Genomic DNA, 19,246 nt, shown 5'->3' with positions numbered 1-19,246 from the left:
ATGGTCAGCCCCTCCAAGAGCCGACCACCCATGAATCATTGAAAAATTGATTCGGGAATCCTATAAAACGCGGCAAAATCAACAATCTGCCAAAGTAGTGCTAGGGTCCGGACTCAATTGAGCCACCAGATTACGGCTGCGGCGATGAAGGCGCCAGCGACGAAGTTTCTTGCGAGCTTGTCGTAGCGGGTCGCGATGCGACGAAAGTCCTTGAGTCGGGCGAACATGCGCTCGATCAAGTTGCGCTGGCGATAGAGCTTTTTGCTGTAGGGGATCGGCTGGCTGCGGCTGGTCGTGGACGGAATGACCGCCGTGGCACCCTGCTCGGCGAGAAGCTTTCGCAAACTGTTGGCATCGTAGGCTTTGTCGGCAATCAGCCGCTGGATAGGTCCGACCGCCGCAAGAAGAGCTGGTGCCAGCGCGATATCGTTGATGTTGCCTGGTGAGAGTAGCAGGACGCGGGGACGTCCTTGGTCATCGGTCACGGCGTGGATCTTCGTCGTCCGGCCGCCGCGCGAGCGGCCGATGGCTTGCCCGAAGTCCCCCCTTTTCCGCCGGCGGCCGAGCGGTGCGCTTTGATGTGGGAGCTGTCGATAGCAACCGATCCGACGATGCCGGTCTTGCCGGTTAAAGCCTCGAATATCTCGAACCAGAGACCCTGCCGGCTCCAACGGTTAAAGCGATTGTAAATCGTCGTGTAGGGACCGTATTCCGGAGGACAATCCCGCCAGCGCGCTCCTGACCGCAGCATATGCACGATCCCGCTGATCACCCGTCGGTCGTCCACCCGATGCGCACCACGCCGTCCACGGGGCAGCAGCGGCTCAAGACGCTTCCAATCCGCGTCGCTCAACCAGTAAAGTTGCCTGCGCATCAAGGCCTCCTCGAGTTGGAGACCTTGAATCATGATTTAGCCCGCCCGTGAATCCTTATTGAGTACGGACCCTAGCTAGGCGCTCTGGTGCAGTTGCAGACTCGGCTCCATCCGGGCCCGCTGCTTCGCACGCCGGGCGCGCAGTGACATCGCGCGCAGCTGGGGCTCTCAGCACTTCTGCTGAGCACTGCACTGATGCTGCCGCCGCCTTGGCGAACGGCATATCTATCGCTCACTTCCCAATCACCATGCTCTGGCAGTGAGGCTTTCGACAAGGTGCTCGGATGCTCATTCTCCCCGGCGATGTCGTCTTAACAAGCGATACGCACCATATGCGACAACGAGGAGGGGGAGCCCGGCGCCGACGATGGGACCGGGAGCGCCATGGACGCTGCCATGGGTCCAATTGGTCGGCGAGCCACCTTGATAGACCCAATCGAAAGGTGACAACCCGGCGGCGTAGAATACATACCCACTCGTTGCGACGCCTGTTGCCGCCAACACGGCGAGGATAATTTTGAGTACCAGGGACATGGCCTTATTGACCTCTCTGAAAATTCAGCTTGCGAATTATTATTAAACTATATATTTGTACAAAGTGCAAATTAAATGCAAGTCTGAGCTTTTACTTTATTGAGTTTAAATTGCAGATAAGTTGAAAATATTTCGGTGCTGAGGCTGGCGATGCGTCGCGCTCGACTGAATTTTAAGCGTTAAAATTTAAAAAGATTGTTTAATACAGAAATATCGCGTCAACTGGTTTGTTTTAGCCGGCGTATGGCTGGGGCGGTTTTCAAGGGGCATTATGCATTTTTTCATGCTGCAGGCCGCTGGCTTTCTGGCAGTGCCTTCGAATGCCATAACCGTCCTGGCGGCGCTTGGGCTTGGCCTGATGCGCTTTCGGGCCCGCTTGGGCATTGTCGTCGTAGTGGTTGCGTTGACGGCGCTGGTGGTTGCTGCGCTGTCCCCGCTGGGGAACCTGCTTCTAACGCCCCTCGAACAACGATTTGCGGATAGCGGATTTCCGGACCAAAAGATCGACGGGATCATCGTTCTCGGCGGGTCATACGACACGCGAATACATGGGTATATGAACACGATCCTCCTTCAAGAGGATAGTGACCCTATGGCCGTCCTACCCGGTCTTGCCCATCGGTACCCCAAAGCCAAAATCGTATTCACCGGTGGCACCGATCCGTCGGTCCCTGGATTGAGCGAGGCCGCCATCGCCAAGCGGTACTTCGTCTCGTTCGGCATTGCCGCCGACCGCATTGTGATCGAGGAACGCTCGTTGACAACCGAAGAAAACGCGCGCTTTACCGCACAATTGCTGCGGCCCTCGCCGGAGTCACGGTGGCTGCTGGTCACGAACGCGTTTCACATGCCGCGCGCAATGGGCGTCTTTCGAAAGGCGGGTTTCGACGTACTCCCCTTTCCCGTTGGCTGGCGCACGCACGAATGGCGAGAGATGTGGTGGCCTGCCGTCCCCGCAACGGAGAATCTACGACGCCTCGATGTGGCCGTCCACGAATGGATAGGTCTGTCACTGTATTGGCTCCGAGGTTATTCTCATGAATGGTTCGCGGGACCTGAGGCTGTAGCCGCTGAATCCTTGGGCGGGAGGGGCGCGAGCAGTTGTGAATCGGCAGAGCGACCCGCCGCAAGTTACCCGCTGGGCCACTGCCGCACAGATCGGCACTCCGCCTTCTGACAACGAAAAAGGCCGCAAATGGGCTTGCCCGCGAAGATCTGGTCTTTCTGTTGCATGCTACTGTGTGAAGTAGCAGGCTCCGTCCCCTTACCAGCGTCGTCAGGAACGAATGGCCGGAGTTTGCCCGTCGTTGGCTCGTGTCCGAGGGGTTCGGACTATAGAGACGGATGCTTCGAAGCCGGCTCCGGATCTGCCGGCTTCGCAAACCTCTTGGATGGCTATCCTGCGGCGCCGCCCTGGAATGTCGCCGGCGTTCACTATCCGCTCGGGATACGTCGCAATATCGTGCTGAAAGATCCGACCGCGGCAGACCTTCCTATGGGATGCTCGCTCACCGGCACCGCCGTTACGTGTTCTGGACCCGTCACCCTTGAGGGCTACGACTTCTCCCTTCACGGGGGCACGACTCTGTCGATCTCAAGCGGCAACGTGATGGTTCGAGACTGTTTGTTCGTTGTGGGCCCCAACCAGGGAGCATCGGGAAGGATCGTCGACGTGAGCGGTGAGACGAGCGTCAGATTTCTGCACAACGAGTTCGATGGCGCAAACATTCCCGTCACCCCCCAGCGCGGTCAAACGATCAACGCCACCAATGCGGGGGAAATCATCTTCAAGTACAACTACTTCCACAACTCCGGTGGAGACATGATCGATTTTGGAGGTGGTCCGCAAGTCAACGTTGTCCAATACAACCTGTTTAAGGACATCGGCTTGAATACCGCACATTCGGACACTTTGCAGTGGTGCGGCTCAGTGGTCCACGATTCCGATATCAGCTTCAACGCGGTGGTTCAAACCGTTTCTGGATTGTCTGGTATGGGACTCGTGGTTCCGAATTCGGAATGCCCGGGCGCAAGGATGAGCAATCTCCTCGTGCACAACAACACGCTCATCTCGAAGACAAGGGATAATTTTGCATTGGGAACGGACGTGATGCAGGATGCCGGACCGGCCGCTGCCGACCACGTCGCGGTCTTTGACAACTACGTCGATCCCACGGGAATCATGAGTTTCACGGCATCGCCTTGGTTCCCAACCGGCTTCTACGGCGCGACGTTGCCACGTCCGTCCGCGCTTCATTCGCTGATCGACATGAGAAGCGGATCCCCAGTTCCTGTGCCTACCAAATCGAAGCCGGCGTCAATCTCACCTTACTACTATGTCTACCCGGATGCGGCGGGCTATACGCCCGGGCTCAGCGATCTCTATTCCATTTCGATATCTCCAGCATCGGGAGTCGTGCCGGCTGGGCAGACAATCACCTTCGTGCTCGATATGGACGAACCTTGGGAGGTGAGAGGGAAACCCAAGCTTTCGCTGAACTCCGGTGGAGCGGCCGAATACTCTGGAGGGTCCGGCAGCACTAAACTCACCTTCACATATCGTGTGAAAGCTGGGCAGCGCGCGACCGATCTTGCGATCACAGCCGTCGATCTCGACGGCGGCACCATCAAAGACGCGGTTGGTAACAGCGCAAATATGCTGGGTGCGGTTGCCACGTTTCACGGCCTCGACGTACGGACGTCGAGGCGAAGCCAAGGTCATTGACGGAAATCTGCGATGCCGGTCCCCTATGTTGCCCGAGGTCTATCGCTGCTATCGTTCACGGCTGCGCAATTGTTCTATCCGCTGGTTCGAACACTCATCCTGGCTCGGATTCTCAGTAGCTTCGAGTTTGGTTTTGCGTCCGCCCTGGCCGCGTCCTATGCGACTTTCGAGCTTGTTACCGATATCGCAATCCACCGGTTCGTTCTGGCCACCCCGCGCAGCGAGTACCAGGCCGCGCTGGCGGGCGCACACGGACTATCCATTTTGCGAGGCGCAGTTGCCGGTATGATGGCCTCCGCCGTAGCTCCGGTGCTTGCCCATCTAATGTCTTTGTCGGCCGACTGGACGAGTTTTGCCTGGCTTGGATTGGCGATCTTCATCCGATCATTTGAACATTTCGAAATAAGGGCCGCGGAACGGGACTACCAATATAGTGCACAGCTGCTGGCCAACTTGGTCTCAAGTGGAGTTGCGTTGGCGGTAATGATCGCGACCTGGTTTTATGTTCAGAATCACTTGGTGTACATAGGAATGCTTTTCGCGCAAAATATCTCGTATGTGTTGGCGAGCCATTGGTTCGCCAAAAGCGACTATCGTTTTGATTTCCGGTCACCGCATTTCCGCAAAGCCGCGCATTTTGCATATCCACTGGTTGCCAGCGGCGTCGGACTTGCCGTCGTTAGTCAAGGCGACCGGCTATTGGTCGGTTCGGTTCTCGATGTGCCGACCCTTGGCGTGTACTCCGTGATCATGCTCACGGTGACTGTCCCGATAGGGGCCATTGGGCAGATCTGCAGCTCCCTTGCTCTCGCCGGGCTACACAACGCTGCAGCAGATCAGGAGCGTTTTCAGTACAGACTCCTGGTGTATATGCGCAGCATGCTCATACTGGGTAGTTGCTTCGCGTTTGGCCTTCTCGCTCTCATGAACGTCGTCGTTCCCTTTGTCTTCGGCCCGCGGTTCGAGGTCGCGAACGGTATCGTTGCTCTCTTGGCTGCGGTGAGTTTCTTAAACATTGCGCGCTCTGAACCAACAACGTCGGTGCTTCTGGTTAGTCACAGGACGCGCACCCTGGCGTTGCTCAGCTGGTCCTCTGTGACTGGCCTGCTCGCTGCAACGGTTCTTGCGCTGTGGTATCGCAATCTTTATATGATTATATTAGGGAGGTTAATTGGCGAAATAATCGGATTTGCCATAACGATGATGATCCTGCGCAGGTACATCTGGAAGCTCGGAAGGGGTCCCTTCCTGGCCAGTTTGTGGGCTGGAAGTTGGATTAGCGCTGCAATAATTCTCGAGGCTCTTCACCCATTGCCGGAGTTCTCCTCCATGCACCTCGGTGCGCTTGCATGTCTCGCGATGCTGACTGTAGGAGGCCTCACGGTCAACCTGCGCCCGATGATGCTTCAGGCGTACAGCCATCCATCCTAGTGCGAGACTGAGAGGGTATTGCTTGATCCCGGCGAAAGGCTGAAGAAGATGTCGTCAGTTCGTGAAATGGCGAAGCGGTGGCTGCCCGCATCAGTCAAAGACATATTACGGCAGCAGCTATTTCCTCCGCCGGAGGAGGATGTTGTCCTTCACGGGTACGAAGTTGTGTTCGAACCCGGCAAAGAGAGCCGATTGACGTTAGTCATCCCAACCATCGCCGCAGGAAGGGCATTCGGGGGAGTGATGACCGCGGTCGATTTCTTTCTTGAAATCGGCAAGTGGACGGGAGCAGATCTTCGCATCATCCTCGATAACCCGGAGCCATCCAAGGATATGAGCCTCGTGGAGAAACGAGCGCTCGCTCTGGGTCTCAGGCCGAAAGATATCGAGATTCTCCAGCGTACGGCGCAGACTCCGGTCATAGGGGTGCGTTCAAGCGATGTTTTTTTGACCTTCAACTGGTGGATAACGTTGAATTTGCTGCCGGTGCTTGAGTCGCAGCGGGAGAACTTTCAGCAACCACCAGTTCCATTTCTGTATTTGATTCAGGAATATGAGCCTTTGTTCTATCCCTTTTCAGCAACCCATATGCTTGCGAGACTCGCGTTCGAGCCATCGTGGCCGTGCTGGGGGATTTTCAATAGTACCGAGCTCCATGACTATTTTACGTCTCAGGGTCATCAGCTCGACCGGAGTTTTGTGTTCGAGCCAAAGCTGTCAAACGCTCTCCGTCCGTTTTTGAGCGGTCCGGAAACGCCGCGGGCGAAGCGCATTCTTGTCTATGGTCGTCCGGGTATCCCCCGCAACTGTTTCTCCGCCATCCAGAAAGGGCTAACACTTTGGGCCAAACGCTATACTGAACATCGCGATTGGGAAGTTCTGTCAGTCGGCCTACCTCATCGGCCGTTCCCGCTGGGGGATGGTCGGGAGATGATATCTGCTGGAAAGCTGCCCCTGGAGGCGTATGCAGGATTGTTGCGGGAAACCGCGGTCGGATTGTCCCTGATGTCGTCTCCTCACCCGAGCTATCCTCCATTGGAGATGGCGCACTTCGGGGTTCTGACGATAACGAATCGGTACGCAAATAAGGATTTGAGTGCAGCCCACGATAATATCACGTCCTTGGGCGATATCAGACCCGAGGCGATTGCGGACGCAATTGCCGCGGCCTGCAAGAAATTCGACACAGCGCCAGATGCGGGTGCGCTTGGAAGAACGCACCTGAAATCGTTTCTGTTTCCGGGCCCCTTCGATTGCACCGAGGAATTGGGACAGGCGCTCTTTAACGGTCCGTGGAAAAGATGAGATTGAGCCGTTCGAACTGATCCTGCCGCAGGCGCTGAGGAGAAAAACCGAACAAAGCCAATTATACGTCTCACGGGCGTGAGCGCGAGATGGACAGGCAGGCCATATGGTGACACATACCGCGTGAATCCCGGTCACGAGGACTCCTCGGGAGCGCCCACTAGCAGGCGATTGTTGTCCGAGATACATGCTCCGTGCGGGTGGACACACACGCCGGAGGCATCGATCGTCTGCGCCGCCGCATCATCGGAGTACCCCTCGTGAAGATCTGTGGGTATGGGTCGATTTTGCGGCGAGCAAGCGCTCGATCAAAGCGGCTTGCTCTAGAGATATGTCAGCTCGTGTGAAGGGTTTCGGATGCCGGCGCCATGAAGTTGGTGCAGCGTACATTGCGCTGGCGTCCGAGCCTCTCAGGGAGCGACGGCGCCTAGCGGACGTAAGACCGCGCGCAGAAGTGCTATGGGGGAGTCAAGCGCCACGCAGATCAGTCCCGTTGAATGCGCTCTTCAGTGAACGGACGGGTGGTGATCGGGAGACACACACCTGCGATTGCGACCAACGAAGCAACTTCACATGGAGGGTGCGACATCGCGCATAGGTGTCTCATCCAGCGTGGGAAGGTAAATTTCGTCGGTCCAATGAGGAAAGTATAGTAAATCGATGGACGACGCTCCTACTGTTGAGCACATTTCGAACGCCGAGTGGGACGAATTGGCGCCGCGGTTCCGTGATCTATCGTATCGCCAGTGCAGCAGCTACGCCGAGGAAGCGGCACGACATGTCGGAGCGACATCCGAATTCAACCGTATCATGGCGAGCCAGAATCTTATCGGCCTCGCGAATGTCCGCATCAAAGTTATCCCGATGACGCGCTGGGGCATCGCTTATGCAAGCTACGCCCCTATCGTCATGCAGCAAGACCGCTACTCCGAGCGAGAGTTCGGCCGCTGCCTGGACGCGCTTTGCGAAGAATATGTCGAGCGGCGCCAGTTAGTGCTTCGCGTGGTCCCGTCGCCGAGCGGCGGAATATTCCAGCAGACTCAGGTTTCTTATCTCGAGGCGCGCGGGTTTTGTCCCTGCTTACAGCCGCCGCGGAAAACGTTCGTCCTCGATCTTGCGGGTTCTCTCGACGAGCTGCGCGGTAACCTCGATCCGAAATGGCGCTACAGTTTGACCAAATCTGAGAAATCGGGGCTCAAAATAAGCCGCTCCGTCGAACTGAATGACTTCGATCTCTTCAATGCGATTTTTCTCGATTGCACGCAAAGAAAAGGTTTTATGCCTAGCCAGGATGCGCGCTTTTTCAAGTACGTGCAATTGTGCAGTCCGGCCGATCAAAAACTCGTGTTGCATCTCGCGTGGCATGGCGACGAACTGGTAGCAGGTCATTTGGGCAGTTACGTCGGCGACACCGCTGTCTACCTTCTCGGCGCCGCTAGTTTGGCGGGACGCGACTTGTGCGCATCATTCCTATTGCAATGGAGTGCGATCAGTTACGCCCGGACGATGGGCAATTCCTACTACGATCTCGGAGGAATGGACGAGCGGCAGAACCCCGGCGTCTATCGCTTCAAGCGGCGTCTCAACGGTCGTTCTGTAACGGAAATTGGTCCATATGAACTCGCCCCGGATCGAGTAAGCAGGCGAATTATCCACCTCGCCGAAAGGGCGCGAACGGCTGTCAGAGGCAAGTGACAGCTACACACGGCGAACGTAGAGCGAATACTCGCCGCGATTACCGTGACAATCGAACAGGCCGGCGACTGCGCGCGCGACGGCCTGCGAGCAGCCTGCCTCAAGCCGATCATGGGTCTCTATTAGTATCATCTGCACGCGCTCCAGCCAGAGGGCCGTCTCAGGGCTTTGAAAAATGGCTTTCTCGCTTCCCTCGACGTCTATCTTGAGCAGATCGATGCGTGGCAAATTGTGTTTGGCTAGAAGATCACTGACAGACATGGCGGCAATGCCACCGCGTGGGTCCTCTTCAACCTGAAATCCGTTCGAAGCGGCATCGAGCGAGCGAATGCTCAGTCGTGCGGTGGTGCTCCACAAGGCCATTTCTTCCAGGATGATCCTCTTGTCGTAGCTGCAGTTCTTCTTGAATTGCGCAATATTGGCCCGCTCCGGTTCGAGCGCTATGATCACGGCATCGGGAAATTCCAGGCGAAAACGCAAGACCGAGTACCCGACGTTGGCGCCGGCATCGACGATCACCTTCGCGCGAGCAGGAAGATCAAGGGCATCGCGCATAGGCCCGAGCAAATGCTGATATTCGAAGATGTCAGAGGTTGCCACGCGGCAGGAGACTCGGCGATCCAGGCCCTGCGGTTTCAGCCTGATTTCCTTGACTCGTAATCGCCGAAGGAGGCGGTCGGCTATCACCCAGCGCCAACCGATCATCCGGGCTTCGTTGGGAGCGGAAGCGACAAACTCGCGAAACCTCTCGTAAAGCGACGGCATTTTCCCTGCTATCCCAACTTGGTTGAGTCGACGCGCGTGTCGCTTACGTTGAGACCCGCTCTAGTCGTAAAGGACAAGCTGTATTCGAGCCAAGCAGCGGCGTTGGCACGAAACGCAAGTGCGCGTCGCTCAATGAAATGCCAGGACAACACTGCAAACGCCAGCGTTGCCGGCAGCGATACCGCCATCAAGACGACGGGCGAAATTCCAGGCCACAAAGCGGCGCCAATTTGCTCGCATGGGAACGCATAGATGTACACCCCGTACGAGTAGTCGCCGCAACGGTTATACATTTTGAGCGGCTTGAAGGACAGATACCCCACATAGAATATCAGGAGGCTCCAGAAGAGAACGAAAGCATCATGAAAAAAAGGGCTTCGATACGATAACAGTGCGACGCACCCCGCGCCGGCGCACATGAATAGATGTAGGGGGGTCACCAAGAATTGGCGAAAGTGGTAGGCGGCCATGCCGAGCACAAATGGCCAAGTCAACCCGTGCAGAGCCATAAAGGCGGTGTGCTCGAGCAGGTAGTTGTGCACGGGAGAGAATAGCTTGGATCCGAAATAGGCCGACGCATAGATGCTCAGGAATGCGCAGAACCACCAGCGCCGGCGGGAAATGCCGAGCGCTCCGACGGCAACGACGATCCCATAACAAGCGACCTCGTAGAATAGTGACCACAAGGATCCGTTGATCGCCGCGGGATAGGGGTTCGTTGCGAAAACTCCGGGCAGGTCGTACTGCAGCCACTTCAGACTCAGATTGTGTGGCACGTATGAGATGGTGTTGGCGTCAGTCAGGTAGTCTCGAATGCTCAACCGGGTAAAAAGGGGCCCGATGACAAGGACGGTAAACAGAAGGACCACCAGCAACCCGGGATAGATGCGCAGCAGGCGCGCCATGCAGAACCGCAGTACGCTGTTGTTTTCGAAGCTTTGTGAGATGAAGAAGCCAGAAATAACGAAGAAACTGATGACTCCCAGCCCTCCCAACGTCATCGAGAGACAGGCGGAAAGAGGCTCCACAGCTCCAGGGCCCAGCGAGATCGGGTAGGCATGCGAGACCAAAACCGCAGCGGCGGCGATCACACGCAGCAGGTTGAAGTTGTTGTCTCGCCCGCCAACCTTGTTAACAAAATCAGTCATGATGTCAAAATGATATTAGATATTAAACGATATTCGGTCCGGAAATAAATAGCAAGCCGCGGAATTGACCTCGCACATGGGAAATTGACCTCCGCTTAGGAAGCGACGCCGCAATTGCCGATAAACGCAGGTACTGTACGGGGCGCCGCCTGGTGCGCTTACCCAACCGGGAGCGTATCCAACGGTGTAGGGGCAATCAGAGTCGCAACCGTGCTCCTACGGGGGCTGCGATCCGTCCAGCGTGTTGGTAGGCATCGAGCACTTGCTCAGTTCGATGCCGCAATGTTGCGCTATCGGCCAAACTTGCGCGGGTCGCCGCAAACGCTCCAAGAAGTATCCAACACACTCCCCAAAAATGCACAATGAAGCCTAAAAAGACCGCGGCGACGGTTACGATCCCAAGCGCCACCGACAGTCGGCTCTCCTCCGCTGTCAGATAGGCTGAATCATGAATGGGACCGCGCCAGAAGGGGCTTGTCATCGTCAAGAATACAAAAAGAGTGCTGGGAATCCCATAGGTCATCGAATTCTGGAGCCAGAATGCGTCTACGCTTGGTCCATACAGGTCCATACTGGATTGCCAGTCCCACGAAGAGCCGATCCCGAACAGCGGCGAGTGCGCCACCATTGGCGCGGCCGCGGCCCAGATCCCTTGTCGATAGTACGCCGCTTCGGGACTTAATCCCGCTAGCCGCATCAGGGTGGCAAAAGGGGCCCCAGAGAAAGAGAATATCAGAACCAGTGCAAAGGCCGTGATCGAACCGATCAATTTCCAACGCATGGGAATTTGCTTGGTGGCCGCAAAATAACCTGAGAGGGCAAATGAGATCACATACGCGACCCACGCGCCTCGTGCCTGTGAAAACCAGAGCCCAACAAGGGCGAAGGCTGCTATGCTCTGACCAAATAAGCGATGTGGGAACGTAAAGAAGGCCAGGGTACCGAACCACGCGCAGACGCAGCCGAACAAAATCGAATGCTCCAACGGGCCCATAGCTCGAAGAAGTCCGTTTCTGAACATTGCCTCCGCATGCTGTGCCAATGCTTCTTCGACAATTGGTTTAGTGTAGCCAGTGAGTCCTTTGGCGAACTCGTAAGTGAACAGCTTGCCCGTCAGTGGGTCCAGCAGCGCAACAGCGACGACGACCACCAATACTTTGCACGCGTAGCGCACCATGCGGACGGACGAGTCGACCGAATCGAGAGAGCACCGAAATACATAGTAGCAGCCGGCAAATTCGATCGCGGCAATTCCAGCTCCCTTGAGTCCGGCAAAACCTTCGTTGGCTGTCCCCGCTATGAGCATCCAGACAGCTGCAGCCAGAGCGAAGAAGTCCGACATCCCAAACGCTCGCGCTGACTTCTGACGGTTCAACAGGGTCGTTGCGGTGAAGATGATGAGCAGGGCGCGTGCGACCGTAAGACGGAAGTCCCCGACGAAGAACGAAAGTCCCTCCGGGAGGAAAAGTGCAGCAATGATCAATCTGAGGCGCCAAGCCGCAGCACGGCCTTCGCTTTGTGACTTCAGGGATGTGTGTAACGGCGGCTGCGCGACGCGTTGTTCGCGGGCGAAATGCATGTTTGTCGCTGCGCTGAACATCTGACCTCGGTGATTCCTTGGTATCATGCGCTTGACTTGGGTTATCCATTCTGAAGACGGCAGGAAATCGCATTTTCGGCGCCGGACCAAAATGGCCGCTACGAGCCGCCAGGAACGGTTGCCACTTGGGAGGGCCGTGGGTAACGGTATTTGGCTATTTCCTGCACTGTACATTTTTTAGCCATTGATTTAAAGAGATTTAATGTTATTAATCTGGAGTTCTAAATCTCTCTAGGGGTTATATGGCAGAGATAATACTTGTCTCGCTGCGTGCTCGCTATGAAATAGATGCCTGAGTGCAGAAATTGCGGCTCGTTCGAGCGGAAGGCCATGCGCTCCGGTGGAGCGTGAGCGACGGTTGGCGGGCTCAAGAGAAATGGGACTGATGGATTACGAAGCGCCCTGGGCTACCGATGACACGCGAACTTTCCGAAAGATGACTCGGGATTTCATCGCGAAAGAATTTCTGTCGCATCAGCCGAAGTGGAATGAACAGCGTCGACCGGACCGCGAGGCGTGGCGCAAGGCGGGTCGAGTGGGTCTGCTGCTCTGCGACGTGCCCGAGGATTATGGTGGAGGCGGCGGAACGTTTGCTCACGAGGTGGTCGTCATCGAGGAACTCGCCCTGGCCGGCATTCATTCCGGCTTCGACATTCAAGGCATCGTTGCGCGATACATCCTTGCTTACGGAAATGAAGAGCAGAAGCGCCGTTGGCTGCCAGGTCTGGGCTCAGGCGAACTCGTCGCCGCCCTTGGAATAACCGAGGCTGACGCTGGGTCCGACATGCAGGCGATCAAGACGACCGCGCGAAGGGAAGCAGATCAGTACGTGATCTCGGGGTCCAAGACCTTCATCACCAACGGCTCACAGGCGGACCTCGTCTGTCTTGCCGTACGGACCGGCGGTGCGACCCCGGCCGCAAAGGCGCTCTCGCTTCTAGTGCTCGAAACGTCGGACCTGCCGGGTTATCGGGTCGGACGCGCGCTGCACAAGATCGGCCGGCATGCTCAAGATACTTGTGAGCTGTTTTTCGACGAAGTGCGAGTTCCTGTCGGCAATCTGCTCGGCGCCGGCGAGGGCAGGGGTCTGTTCCAGATGATGGATCAACTCTCTTACGAGCGGCTGTGTATCGCCGTGAGCGCGGTCGCTTCGGCACAACGCGCGGTCGATATCACGACGCGATATGTGAAAGAACGAAAGGCGTTCGGGAAGCCCCTTATTGATCTGCAGAACACTCGGTTCAAGCTCGCCGAGTGCAAGACCGCTGCTCACATCGGGCGAATTTTCGTCGACAACTGCATTCGGCAATTCATGGCGGGCCGCCTCGATTCCACGACTGCGGCGATGGCGAAGTACTGGCTTACGGATTGCCAGTGCCGAGTTATTGATGAGTGTGTGCAATTGCATGGCGGCTACGGATACATGGAGGAATTTCCGATCGCGCGCATGTGGGTGGATAGCCGTGTTCAAAAGATTTACGCGGGTTCGAATGAAATCATGAAGGAAATTATTGGGAGCTCTCTATGACGACGTTCAGCGCAGTTGCCGCGGTTGAGCCGGATCAATTACTCTATAAATGGAACGACACTTACGTCGATTTCCCACAGGTCTGTGCGCATCAGCTATTCGAGCAACAGGTCGCTCGCGATCCTGCGGCCGTTGCCCTCGCGTTCGGGAACCGGCAACTGACCTATCAGGAGCTAAACGAGCGCGCCAATAAGGTGGCGCATCACCTTTGTCGAAATGGCGTCGGGCCCGATGTGCTTGTCGGCGTTTGTTTCGATCGTTCACCCGACATGGTAGTCGCATTGCTGGCGGTTTGGAAGGCCGGCGGCGCCTACGTGCCGCTGGATCCAACTTACCCGCTCGATCGACTGTCTTTCATGATCGATGACGCGCGGACCTCTGTATTGTTGACGGAGGAAAAGCACCGTCGCCTGTTTTCGTCGACGACCAGCAAGGTGATCTGCCTGGATTCGGACTGGCCGATACTCGTCAGAGAGCGGCAAGACAACCTCGCGCCCACCTCAAGCCCGTCGAATCTTGCTTACGTGATTTACACGTCTGGATCGACCGGTAAGCCGAAGGGGGCAATGATTCTTCACAGGGGTCTGGTCAACTATTTGTGGTGGGCCATTGAGAACTATGCTGTGGGTCCGCAGTCCTCTGTGCCTGTTCACACCTCCATCTCCTTCGACCTCACGGTCACGTGTCTCTACACGCCCCTGCTATCTGGTGGAAAGGTGGACTTGTTGCCGGAGGACTTCGCGGCGCACAACCTTTTGGCAGCGCTGCGCATGTCGGGCGACCGTGGTCTGGTCAAGATCACGCCGGCTCACCTGGAGCTTCTTAGCCACCAGATCAGCAGCGACGAGGCGAAGGGGATGTCACGAGCATTCGTGATTGGCGGTGAGAATCTACTGGCTGAGAATCTGCAGCTTTGGCGCGACGCTGCTCCGAACACCAGGTTGATCAACGAGTATGGGCCTACTGAGACGGTCGTTGGTTGCTGTGTCTACGAGGTTCAGCCGGGAGATCCTACGACTGGATCCGTGCCCATAGGCCGCCCGATCGCAAATACACAATTGTACGTCCTTGATGCGAGTTTGGAACCCGTTCCGCCCGGCGTTATCGGGGAACTATACATTGGCGGCGCAGGAGTCGCGCTGGGCTACCTAAATAGGCCCGAATTGACCGAACAACGGTTTCTGCCTGATCCGTTCAGCGGTGTCCCCGGGACACGCATTTACAAGTCCGGAGATCTCGCTCGGTATCGGAAGGACGGTACGCTCGAGTATCTCGGACGCGCAGACGAGCAAGTGAAGATTCGCGGCTATCGGATCGAACTCGGCGAGATCGAATCGGTCCTTGCAGCGCAGCCCCGTGTCCAGACTTGCGCCGTCATCGCGCGCGAGGACGAGCCAGGAAGGAAGGTTATTGTAGCATACGTGATCCCGCAGGGGCGTGAGACGCCAAGCACGGACAAACTTCGAGCTCTGCTGAAAGAAAAGCTACCTGAATATATGGTGCCTGCCCAATTCGTTTACCTCGAGGCGTTTCCGCTCACACCAAACGGGAAAGTAGATCGCAAGGCCCTTCCAAGTCCACCGAGCGCAGGAACAGGAAGGGGCGGACCGCCCAGGACCAAAACCGAAGAGCTCATCGCGGCGATCTGGAGCAAGCTTTTAGAGATCGAAGGCATCGGTGTTCGGGATGACTTCTTTGAGCTCGGGGCTGATTCACTGACTGCTACTGCGTTCGTCGCAAGCCTTTGTACGATCTTTGGCGTCGATCTCAGCCTGGCAAGTCTGTTCGAGCGCCCGACTATCGAGGGCGTTGCAGAAATAGTAGATGTGCTCGTGTTAACGGCTCCCGCCTCCGGCGAGCACGCCAGCTCGGATGAACGTGAGGAGTTCAGCCTATGATCGAAACAGCGAACCTTCTGTCGACGCTCCGCCAACGGGACGTCAAACTCTGGATCGAAGACAATCAGCTCAAGTGCAGCATGCCAGCAGGTGCGCTTGATGCGGAAATGCGGGCAGCTTTGCGAAGCCGCAAGGACGAGCTTCTGAACTTGTTGCGACAGGGGCAGGCGAACAGCCGGGTGGGGGCAAAAATCTCCACGGAGACCGAAGGTTCGACAACAACGCTCCTGCCGACAGTCTCTCGACCTGTTCACTTGCCGATGACCCTGGAGTCACCTGAACGCATGGCAAGCTTCGTAAGCGCCTTGCAGAGGTGCGGCTACGATCTACCAGGTTGCGCCGCGCGCCTTGGCGTATTCCCACGTCTGGGCGTGAATTTCTGGCAAAAGATGCGGTCCGGTTGGGTTCCTCAGGCAGGCGATCCAGTAGACAACCTGATCGCGCTTTTCATCGATGGAAATCCGGTAAGCGCTGACCTGATAGCAAAGCAGCTGTCGTCCTCCGTCGTCGACGCCGCGCTCGAAATGAGGTTGGCCGAGAAGACTGGCGATCAGTTGGTACCGCAGTTGAGCCTGTTCCCGTGCTACGGGAAATACATCGTCACTGATCAGGCGGAGAAAAACACTGCAATCAATCAAGTCATGTGGCTGTGGGGTGAAAGCTACAATCTCGCAGGATTTGTAAACAGGGTACCCCGCAGGCGGGCAATCGATCTGGGAACGGGATCGGGTGTGCACGCCCTTCTTGCGAGCGATCATTCTTCCAGAGTGGTCGGCGCGGACGTAAGCCCTCGTGCCATCGCGTTTTCCCAATTCAACGCCGCTCTGAACGAGCGCAGCAACACGGACTTCGTCCTCAGCGATCTGCTCGACTCCATCGACGGGACGTGCGATCTATTGATCGCCAACGTTCCCTATGCACCGGATTCGGCGGCCAAGGCGGGTGACAATTTTTGGAGCGGAGGCCTGGATGGCACCGACTTGCTGAGGAGAGTTGTCGAGGCTCTTCCGACCAGGCTCGACGAGGATGGAGTAGCCCACATCAACTCTCTGTTTCCAAATCCGCCAGGAACGCAAATCAAGGATCATTTTGATCGTTGGCTGGAAGGGAAGCTTGGGGAATGGGAGGTGTTGGACCACACCTGGACGGTCCCACGATACCAGGATCTGCTCTCTGACCAGCCATACGAGGGAGACAAGAGCGCTTGGCGATTTGGCGTGGTAAGCTTACGTCGTTCCAAGAGCGGCAGCGGTTGGTGGAAGGAGGTCGCCGGCAGGGGACGGTTTTTCCGACCAGAGGGAAGCTGCGATGTCGTTGCCGACCACGATGCGTATTGAAACTCTCGCGGCACGGTGATCTCGTTCCGGCTCAGCGCCGGCGACCGAGGATCTGCCCCGCCGCGATGGCTCGGCTGGCAAATTGTAAAGGCCGGCAGCGCCGCCTACCGCGACGATGTGATTCCGGGTTCTTAGCCGGCATGGAATCTGGTCGGGGAGCGTGTGGGTGAGAATGGCAACCGATGCTCGAGGAATGACCAGTCGCCGGTGCGCGACCGGATCAGTATTTAGATCGGGCGTCCGCTGGCATCATCCAAATTGCCTTTCCATCTCGCCGCGTTCCTGCTGAAGGCGCGGTAGCCATATAGTCCTCTGCCCATTCGATTGTTGGTGAAGGAAACGTTGGATATCCGTCCGGTACCCAGGCGTCCATCCGAATAAACCGTGTACGCGCCGCCGATCAGACGGTTGCTGTCGACGACAATATCCGAAATTGGTCCGGCCCAATTGTCGATCATGACCGCCGAAGTCTGGTTGTGATTGTTGATGATCGTGTTGTGGGTAATCGTTACCTCGGAAACGTTGCCGTCGATCTGGATGCCGTCGTAATGCGGCGCCCCGGACGCCTTCAGGTCATGGATGTAATTATTCTCGATAATCGTTGCATTTCCCGCGAGGCTGAAGCCGTTTTCGACGTTGTAGATATTATTGCCGGTAAAGGTACCGTGGCCGCTGATGCCGCAGGAGCCGTCGTTGCCGCTGCCGACCCCGTTGATCTCACAGTTCTGCACAACTGCTCCTGTAACTCCATCCGCAACCGTAACAACGCTGAAGGCTGCGGCCGTGATCCTGCAGTTCTCGATTCTGACCGCGTTGTGGTTGATCTGGACCGTCCCTGAGATGTCCAGCTCGCGAATGATCTGTTCATCTTCGCTCGTGATGATTGGGCCTGATGCTTTCAGGCGTGCCTTGTCGACGACGCCGGTATTGGTATCGTCCGGAAAGCTTATCGCAGATTCGGTTGCGCCAGCCGCAGCCACCGCACGCGAAGAATTGTGATCCCCTGCATAACTCCACAGGTCGTCAATTCCGGTGCGTCCGGTTCCGGGAGGGACATCGATCGCCGCCATCATTATGACAAAGGCTCGGCGCGAGACCAATAACATCATGTACTCCTCCGCGATGATCAGGCGGGTATGTGAGCGAAATAGCCATTTAGCTCACGGTCTCCCTCAGCAACCGGGGAACGTCCAAGGTGCTTGCTCGTCAGCTGACGAGCAGATGGCTCAGATGATCCTCCAGTAGATACCAGGTGAATGTGCGCGACCGGCAGGCTATGCCGTCTCGGAAACTGCCATTCTGAAAATCGTACGGACGATAGTGCCAGCTGCCGAGAAGGTCATTGACGGCAGGTGTGGGAAAAGCCGCCATAAGCGCGGGACTATGTTTCTCGATCGTCGCCTGGGACCCTTTCAGGATATCGAACTCTGCGCCCTGGGCGTGCAGCTTTACGATGCAAGGAGCGAGGTCGAACGAATCCAGCGTTCTACATTCGACGGAATGCTCTTGGACGGACAATTTCTTTTCATCGAAATACAGCATTCGACTGCGATCGCGTAACCATTCCGTAGCCTCCTTGTAGTTCGTGGCGGACATGCCATCGCAGTCCCAATGTCCATACTTCGGAGCAAAGAAAGCTAGTGACCCGGTCGATGAACCAAGCGCGCAACCATTTATCGAAATTGTTGAGGCTCGGCGATAACGCAGTTGAAGCTGTGCCGCCGACTTCGGCTCCGGCTCGAAAGCGACGATGCGACAAGCAGGTGCAAAACGCCTGAATGCCTGGATACTCTGGCCACGGTTTGCTCCAATGTCCACGATCAGCCCGCTTCCGATCGAGAAGCGAGACACCCCCTGAAACTCCGGTTTCGGGAAGTAACCGGCGGCGAGGTCTTTTGCGGTAAATCTCGCCACCGCGAGGCCAGCCACATTCGCGTAGAGATATCGTGCCAGCGCCTTTGCCCACATAATCCAATGTAATCCAAAAATGCGATTTTATCCGATAATAACATGTGTGATGCTAAATTAAAGAACGGATGCGATTATTTGACGTTTTGCGATCGGATTAATTAAAACAACTTGCGGCTTTGGCCCTGCGGCACGCCATTGCGATGCGGTAAGGGAGCCGCATCTCGCCTCCCTGGAAGGGGCGGGCAATCGTTGGCAGCCTCCCGCCTAGCAGCAATTGAGAGCTAACGGACGGCAGACCAGTCGCCCGGCTCGCCAAGCCCGGTTCACTTGGCCAGCTGTCCTCAGAGCTCAGGCGCTTGCACGATAAGGACAGCACTGGCGCAGCATCTCTTTCCCGATCGCCCGGATTTCTCCGTCCTCAAGCTTATCGGGATAGGTCGCGATTGATAATCTGATGTCCTGCAAACAGGGCTTATTTAATCAGAGGCGGACATA

13 protein-coding genes and 1 pseudogene are annotated in these 19,246 nt (G+C 56.6%); 8 read left to right on the top strand and 6 right to left on the bottom strand.

Annotated elements, in window-relative coordinates; translation table 11 throughout:
• Positions 1 to 113: 113 nt before the first annotated feature.
• A pseudogene (locus tag IVB13_RS17075) lies at positions 114 to 874 on the bottom strand (IS5 family transposase).
• Between the two features lie 805 nt (positions 875 to 1,679).
• Here IVB13_RS17075 and IVB13_RS17070 point away from each other — a divergent pair.
• The 5 genes from IVB13_RS17070 (at position 1,680) to IVB13_RS17050 (ending at position 8,564) form a co-directional block, all read left to right on the top strand.
• Positions 1,680 to 2,585, top strand: a complete 906-nt coding sequence (locus IVB13_RS17070) for a YdcF family protein (protein WP_247489804.1) — start codon at positions 1,680 to 1,682, stop codon at positions 2,583 to 2,585.
• 210 nt (positions 2,586 to 2,795) lie between these two features.
• Positions 2,796 to 4,133 carry a hypothetical protein gene (locus IVB13_RS17065; RefSeq protein ID WP_247489802.1) on the top strand — a complete coding sequence of 446 codons (1,338 nt, stop codon included), beginning with the start codon at positions 2,796 to 2,798 and terminating at the stop codon, positions 4,131 to 4,133.
• A gap of 12 nt (positions 4,134 to 4,145) precedes the next feature.
• Complete coding sequence (locus tag IVB13_RS17060; RefSeq protein WP_247489800.1) at positions 4,146 to 5,564, top strand: oligosaccharide flippase family protein; 1,419 nt, start codon at positions 4,146 to 4,148, stop codon at positions 5,562 to 5,564.
• An 18-nt stretch (positions 5,565 to 5,582) separates the two neighbouring features.
• On the top strand, positions 5,583 to 6,869 hold the full coding sequence (locus IVB13_RS17055) for a hypothetical protein (protein WP_247489798.1): 1,287 nt from the start codon (positions 5,583 to 5,585) through the stop codon (positions 6,867 to 6,869).
• A gap of 660 nt (positions 6,870 to 7,529) precedes the next feature.
• Positions 7,530 to 8,564: a peptidoglycan bridge formation glycyltransferase FemA/FemB family protein gene (locus IVB13_RS17050; RefSeq protein ID WP_247489796.1), complete on the top strand. Its 1,035-nt coding sequence runs from the start codon at positions 7,530 to 7,532 to the stop codon at positions 8,562 to 8,564.
• Between the two features lie 3 nt (positions 8,565 to 8,567).
• Here the strand turns inward: IVB13_RS17050 and IVB13_RS17045 are convergent, their stop codons facing one another.
• The 3 genes from IVB13_RS17045 to IVB13_RS17035 form a co-directional block, all read right to left on the bottom strand.
• Positions 8,568 to 9,329 (bottom strand): FkbM family methyltransferase, encoded by a 762-nt coding sequence (locus IVB13_RS17045; RefSeq protein ID WP_247489794.1) that lies wholly within the window; start codon positions 9,327 to 9,329, stop codon positions 8,568 to 8,570.
• Positions 9,330 to 9,337: 8 nt separating this feature from the next.
• Positions 9,338 to 10,477 (bottom strand): acyltransferase, encoded by a 1,140-nt coding sequence (locus tag IVB13_RS17040; RefSeq protein WP_247489792.1) that lies wholly within the window; start codon positions 10,475 to 10,477, stop codon positions 9,338 to 9,340.
• A gap of 196 nt (positions 10,478 to 10,673) precedes the next feature.
• Complete coding sequence (locus IVB13_RS17035; protein WP_247489790.1) at positions 10,674 to 12,077, bottom strand: O-antigen ligase family protein; 1,404 nt, start codon at positions 12,075 to 12,077, stop codon at positions 10,674 to 10,676.
• Positions 12,078 to 12,462: 385 nt separating this feature from the next.
• On the opposite strand from IVB13_RS17035, the gene IVB13_RS17030 reads away from it, so the two are divergent.
• Genes IVB13_RS17030 through IVB13_RS17020 form a run of 3 tightly spaced genes read left to right on the top strand, consistent with a single transcriptional unit; the run spans position 12,463 to position 16,840 of the window.
• Complete coding sequence (locus IVB13_RS17030) at positions 12,463 to 13,605, top strand: acyl-CoA dehydrogenase family protein (RefSeq protein ID WP_247489789.1); 1,143 nt, start codon at positions 12,463 to 12,465, stop codon at positions 13,603 to 13,605.
• Positions 13,602 to 15,503 (top strand): non-ribosomal peptide synthetase, encoded by a 1,902-nt coding sequence (locus IVB13_RS17025; RefSeq protein ID WP_247489787.1) that lies wholly within the window; start codon positions 13,602 to 13,604, stop codon positions 15,501 to 15,503. The genes IVB13_RS17030 and IVB13_RS17025 overlap by 4 nt, the downstream gene beginning before the upstream one ends.
• On the top strand, positions 15,500 to 16,840 hold the full coding sequence (locus tag IVB13_RS17020; RefSeq protein WP_247489785.1) for a methyltransferase: 1,341 nt from the start codon (positions 15,500 to 15,502) through the stop codon (positions 16,838 to 16,840). Before IVB13_RS17025 ends, IVB13_RS17020 begins: the two co-directional genes overlap by 4 nt.
• Positions 16,841 to 17,067: 227 nt before the next feature.
• Here IVB13_RS17020 and IVB13_RS17015 read toward each other — a convergent pair whose 3' ends face one another.
• Together IVB13_RS17015 and IVB13_RS17010 are read right to left on the bottom strand one after the other, a co-directional pair.
• Positions 17,068 to 17,949, bottom strand: a complete 882-nt coding sequence (locus IVB13_RS17015) for a right-handed parallel beta-helix repeat-containing protein (protein ID WP_247489783.1) — start codon at positions 17,947 to 17,949, stop codon at positions 17,068 to 17,070.
• Between the two features lie 97 nt (positions 17,950 to 18,046).
• On the bottom strand, positions 18,047 to 18,808 hold the full coding sequence (locus tag IVB13_RS17010; protein WP_247489781.1) for an FkbM family methyltransferase: 762 nt from the start codon (positions 18,806 to 18,808) through the stop codon (positions 18,047 to 18,049).
• Positions 18,809 to 19,246 lie beyond the last annotated feature (438 nt).

Origin of the sequence: Bradyrhizobium sp. 17 (assembly GCF_023073515.1) — a bacterium.
Taxonomy (GTDB): Bacteria; Pseudomonadota; Alphaproteobacteria; order Rhizobiales; family Xanthobacteraceae; genus Bradyrhizobium; species Bradyrhizobium canariense_D.
The sequence above is the reverse complement of the archived record's forward strand: the minus strand, read 5'-3'. Positions and strand labels throughout refer to the sequence as shown.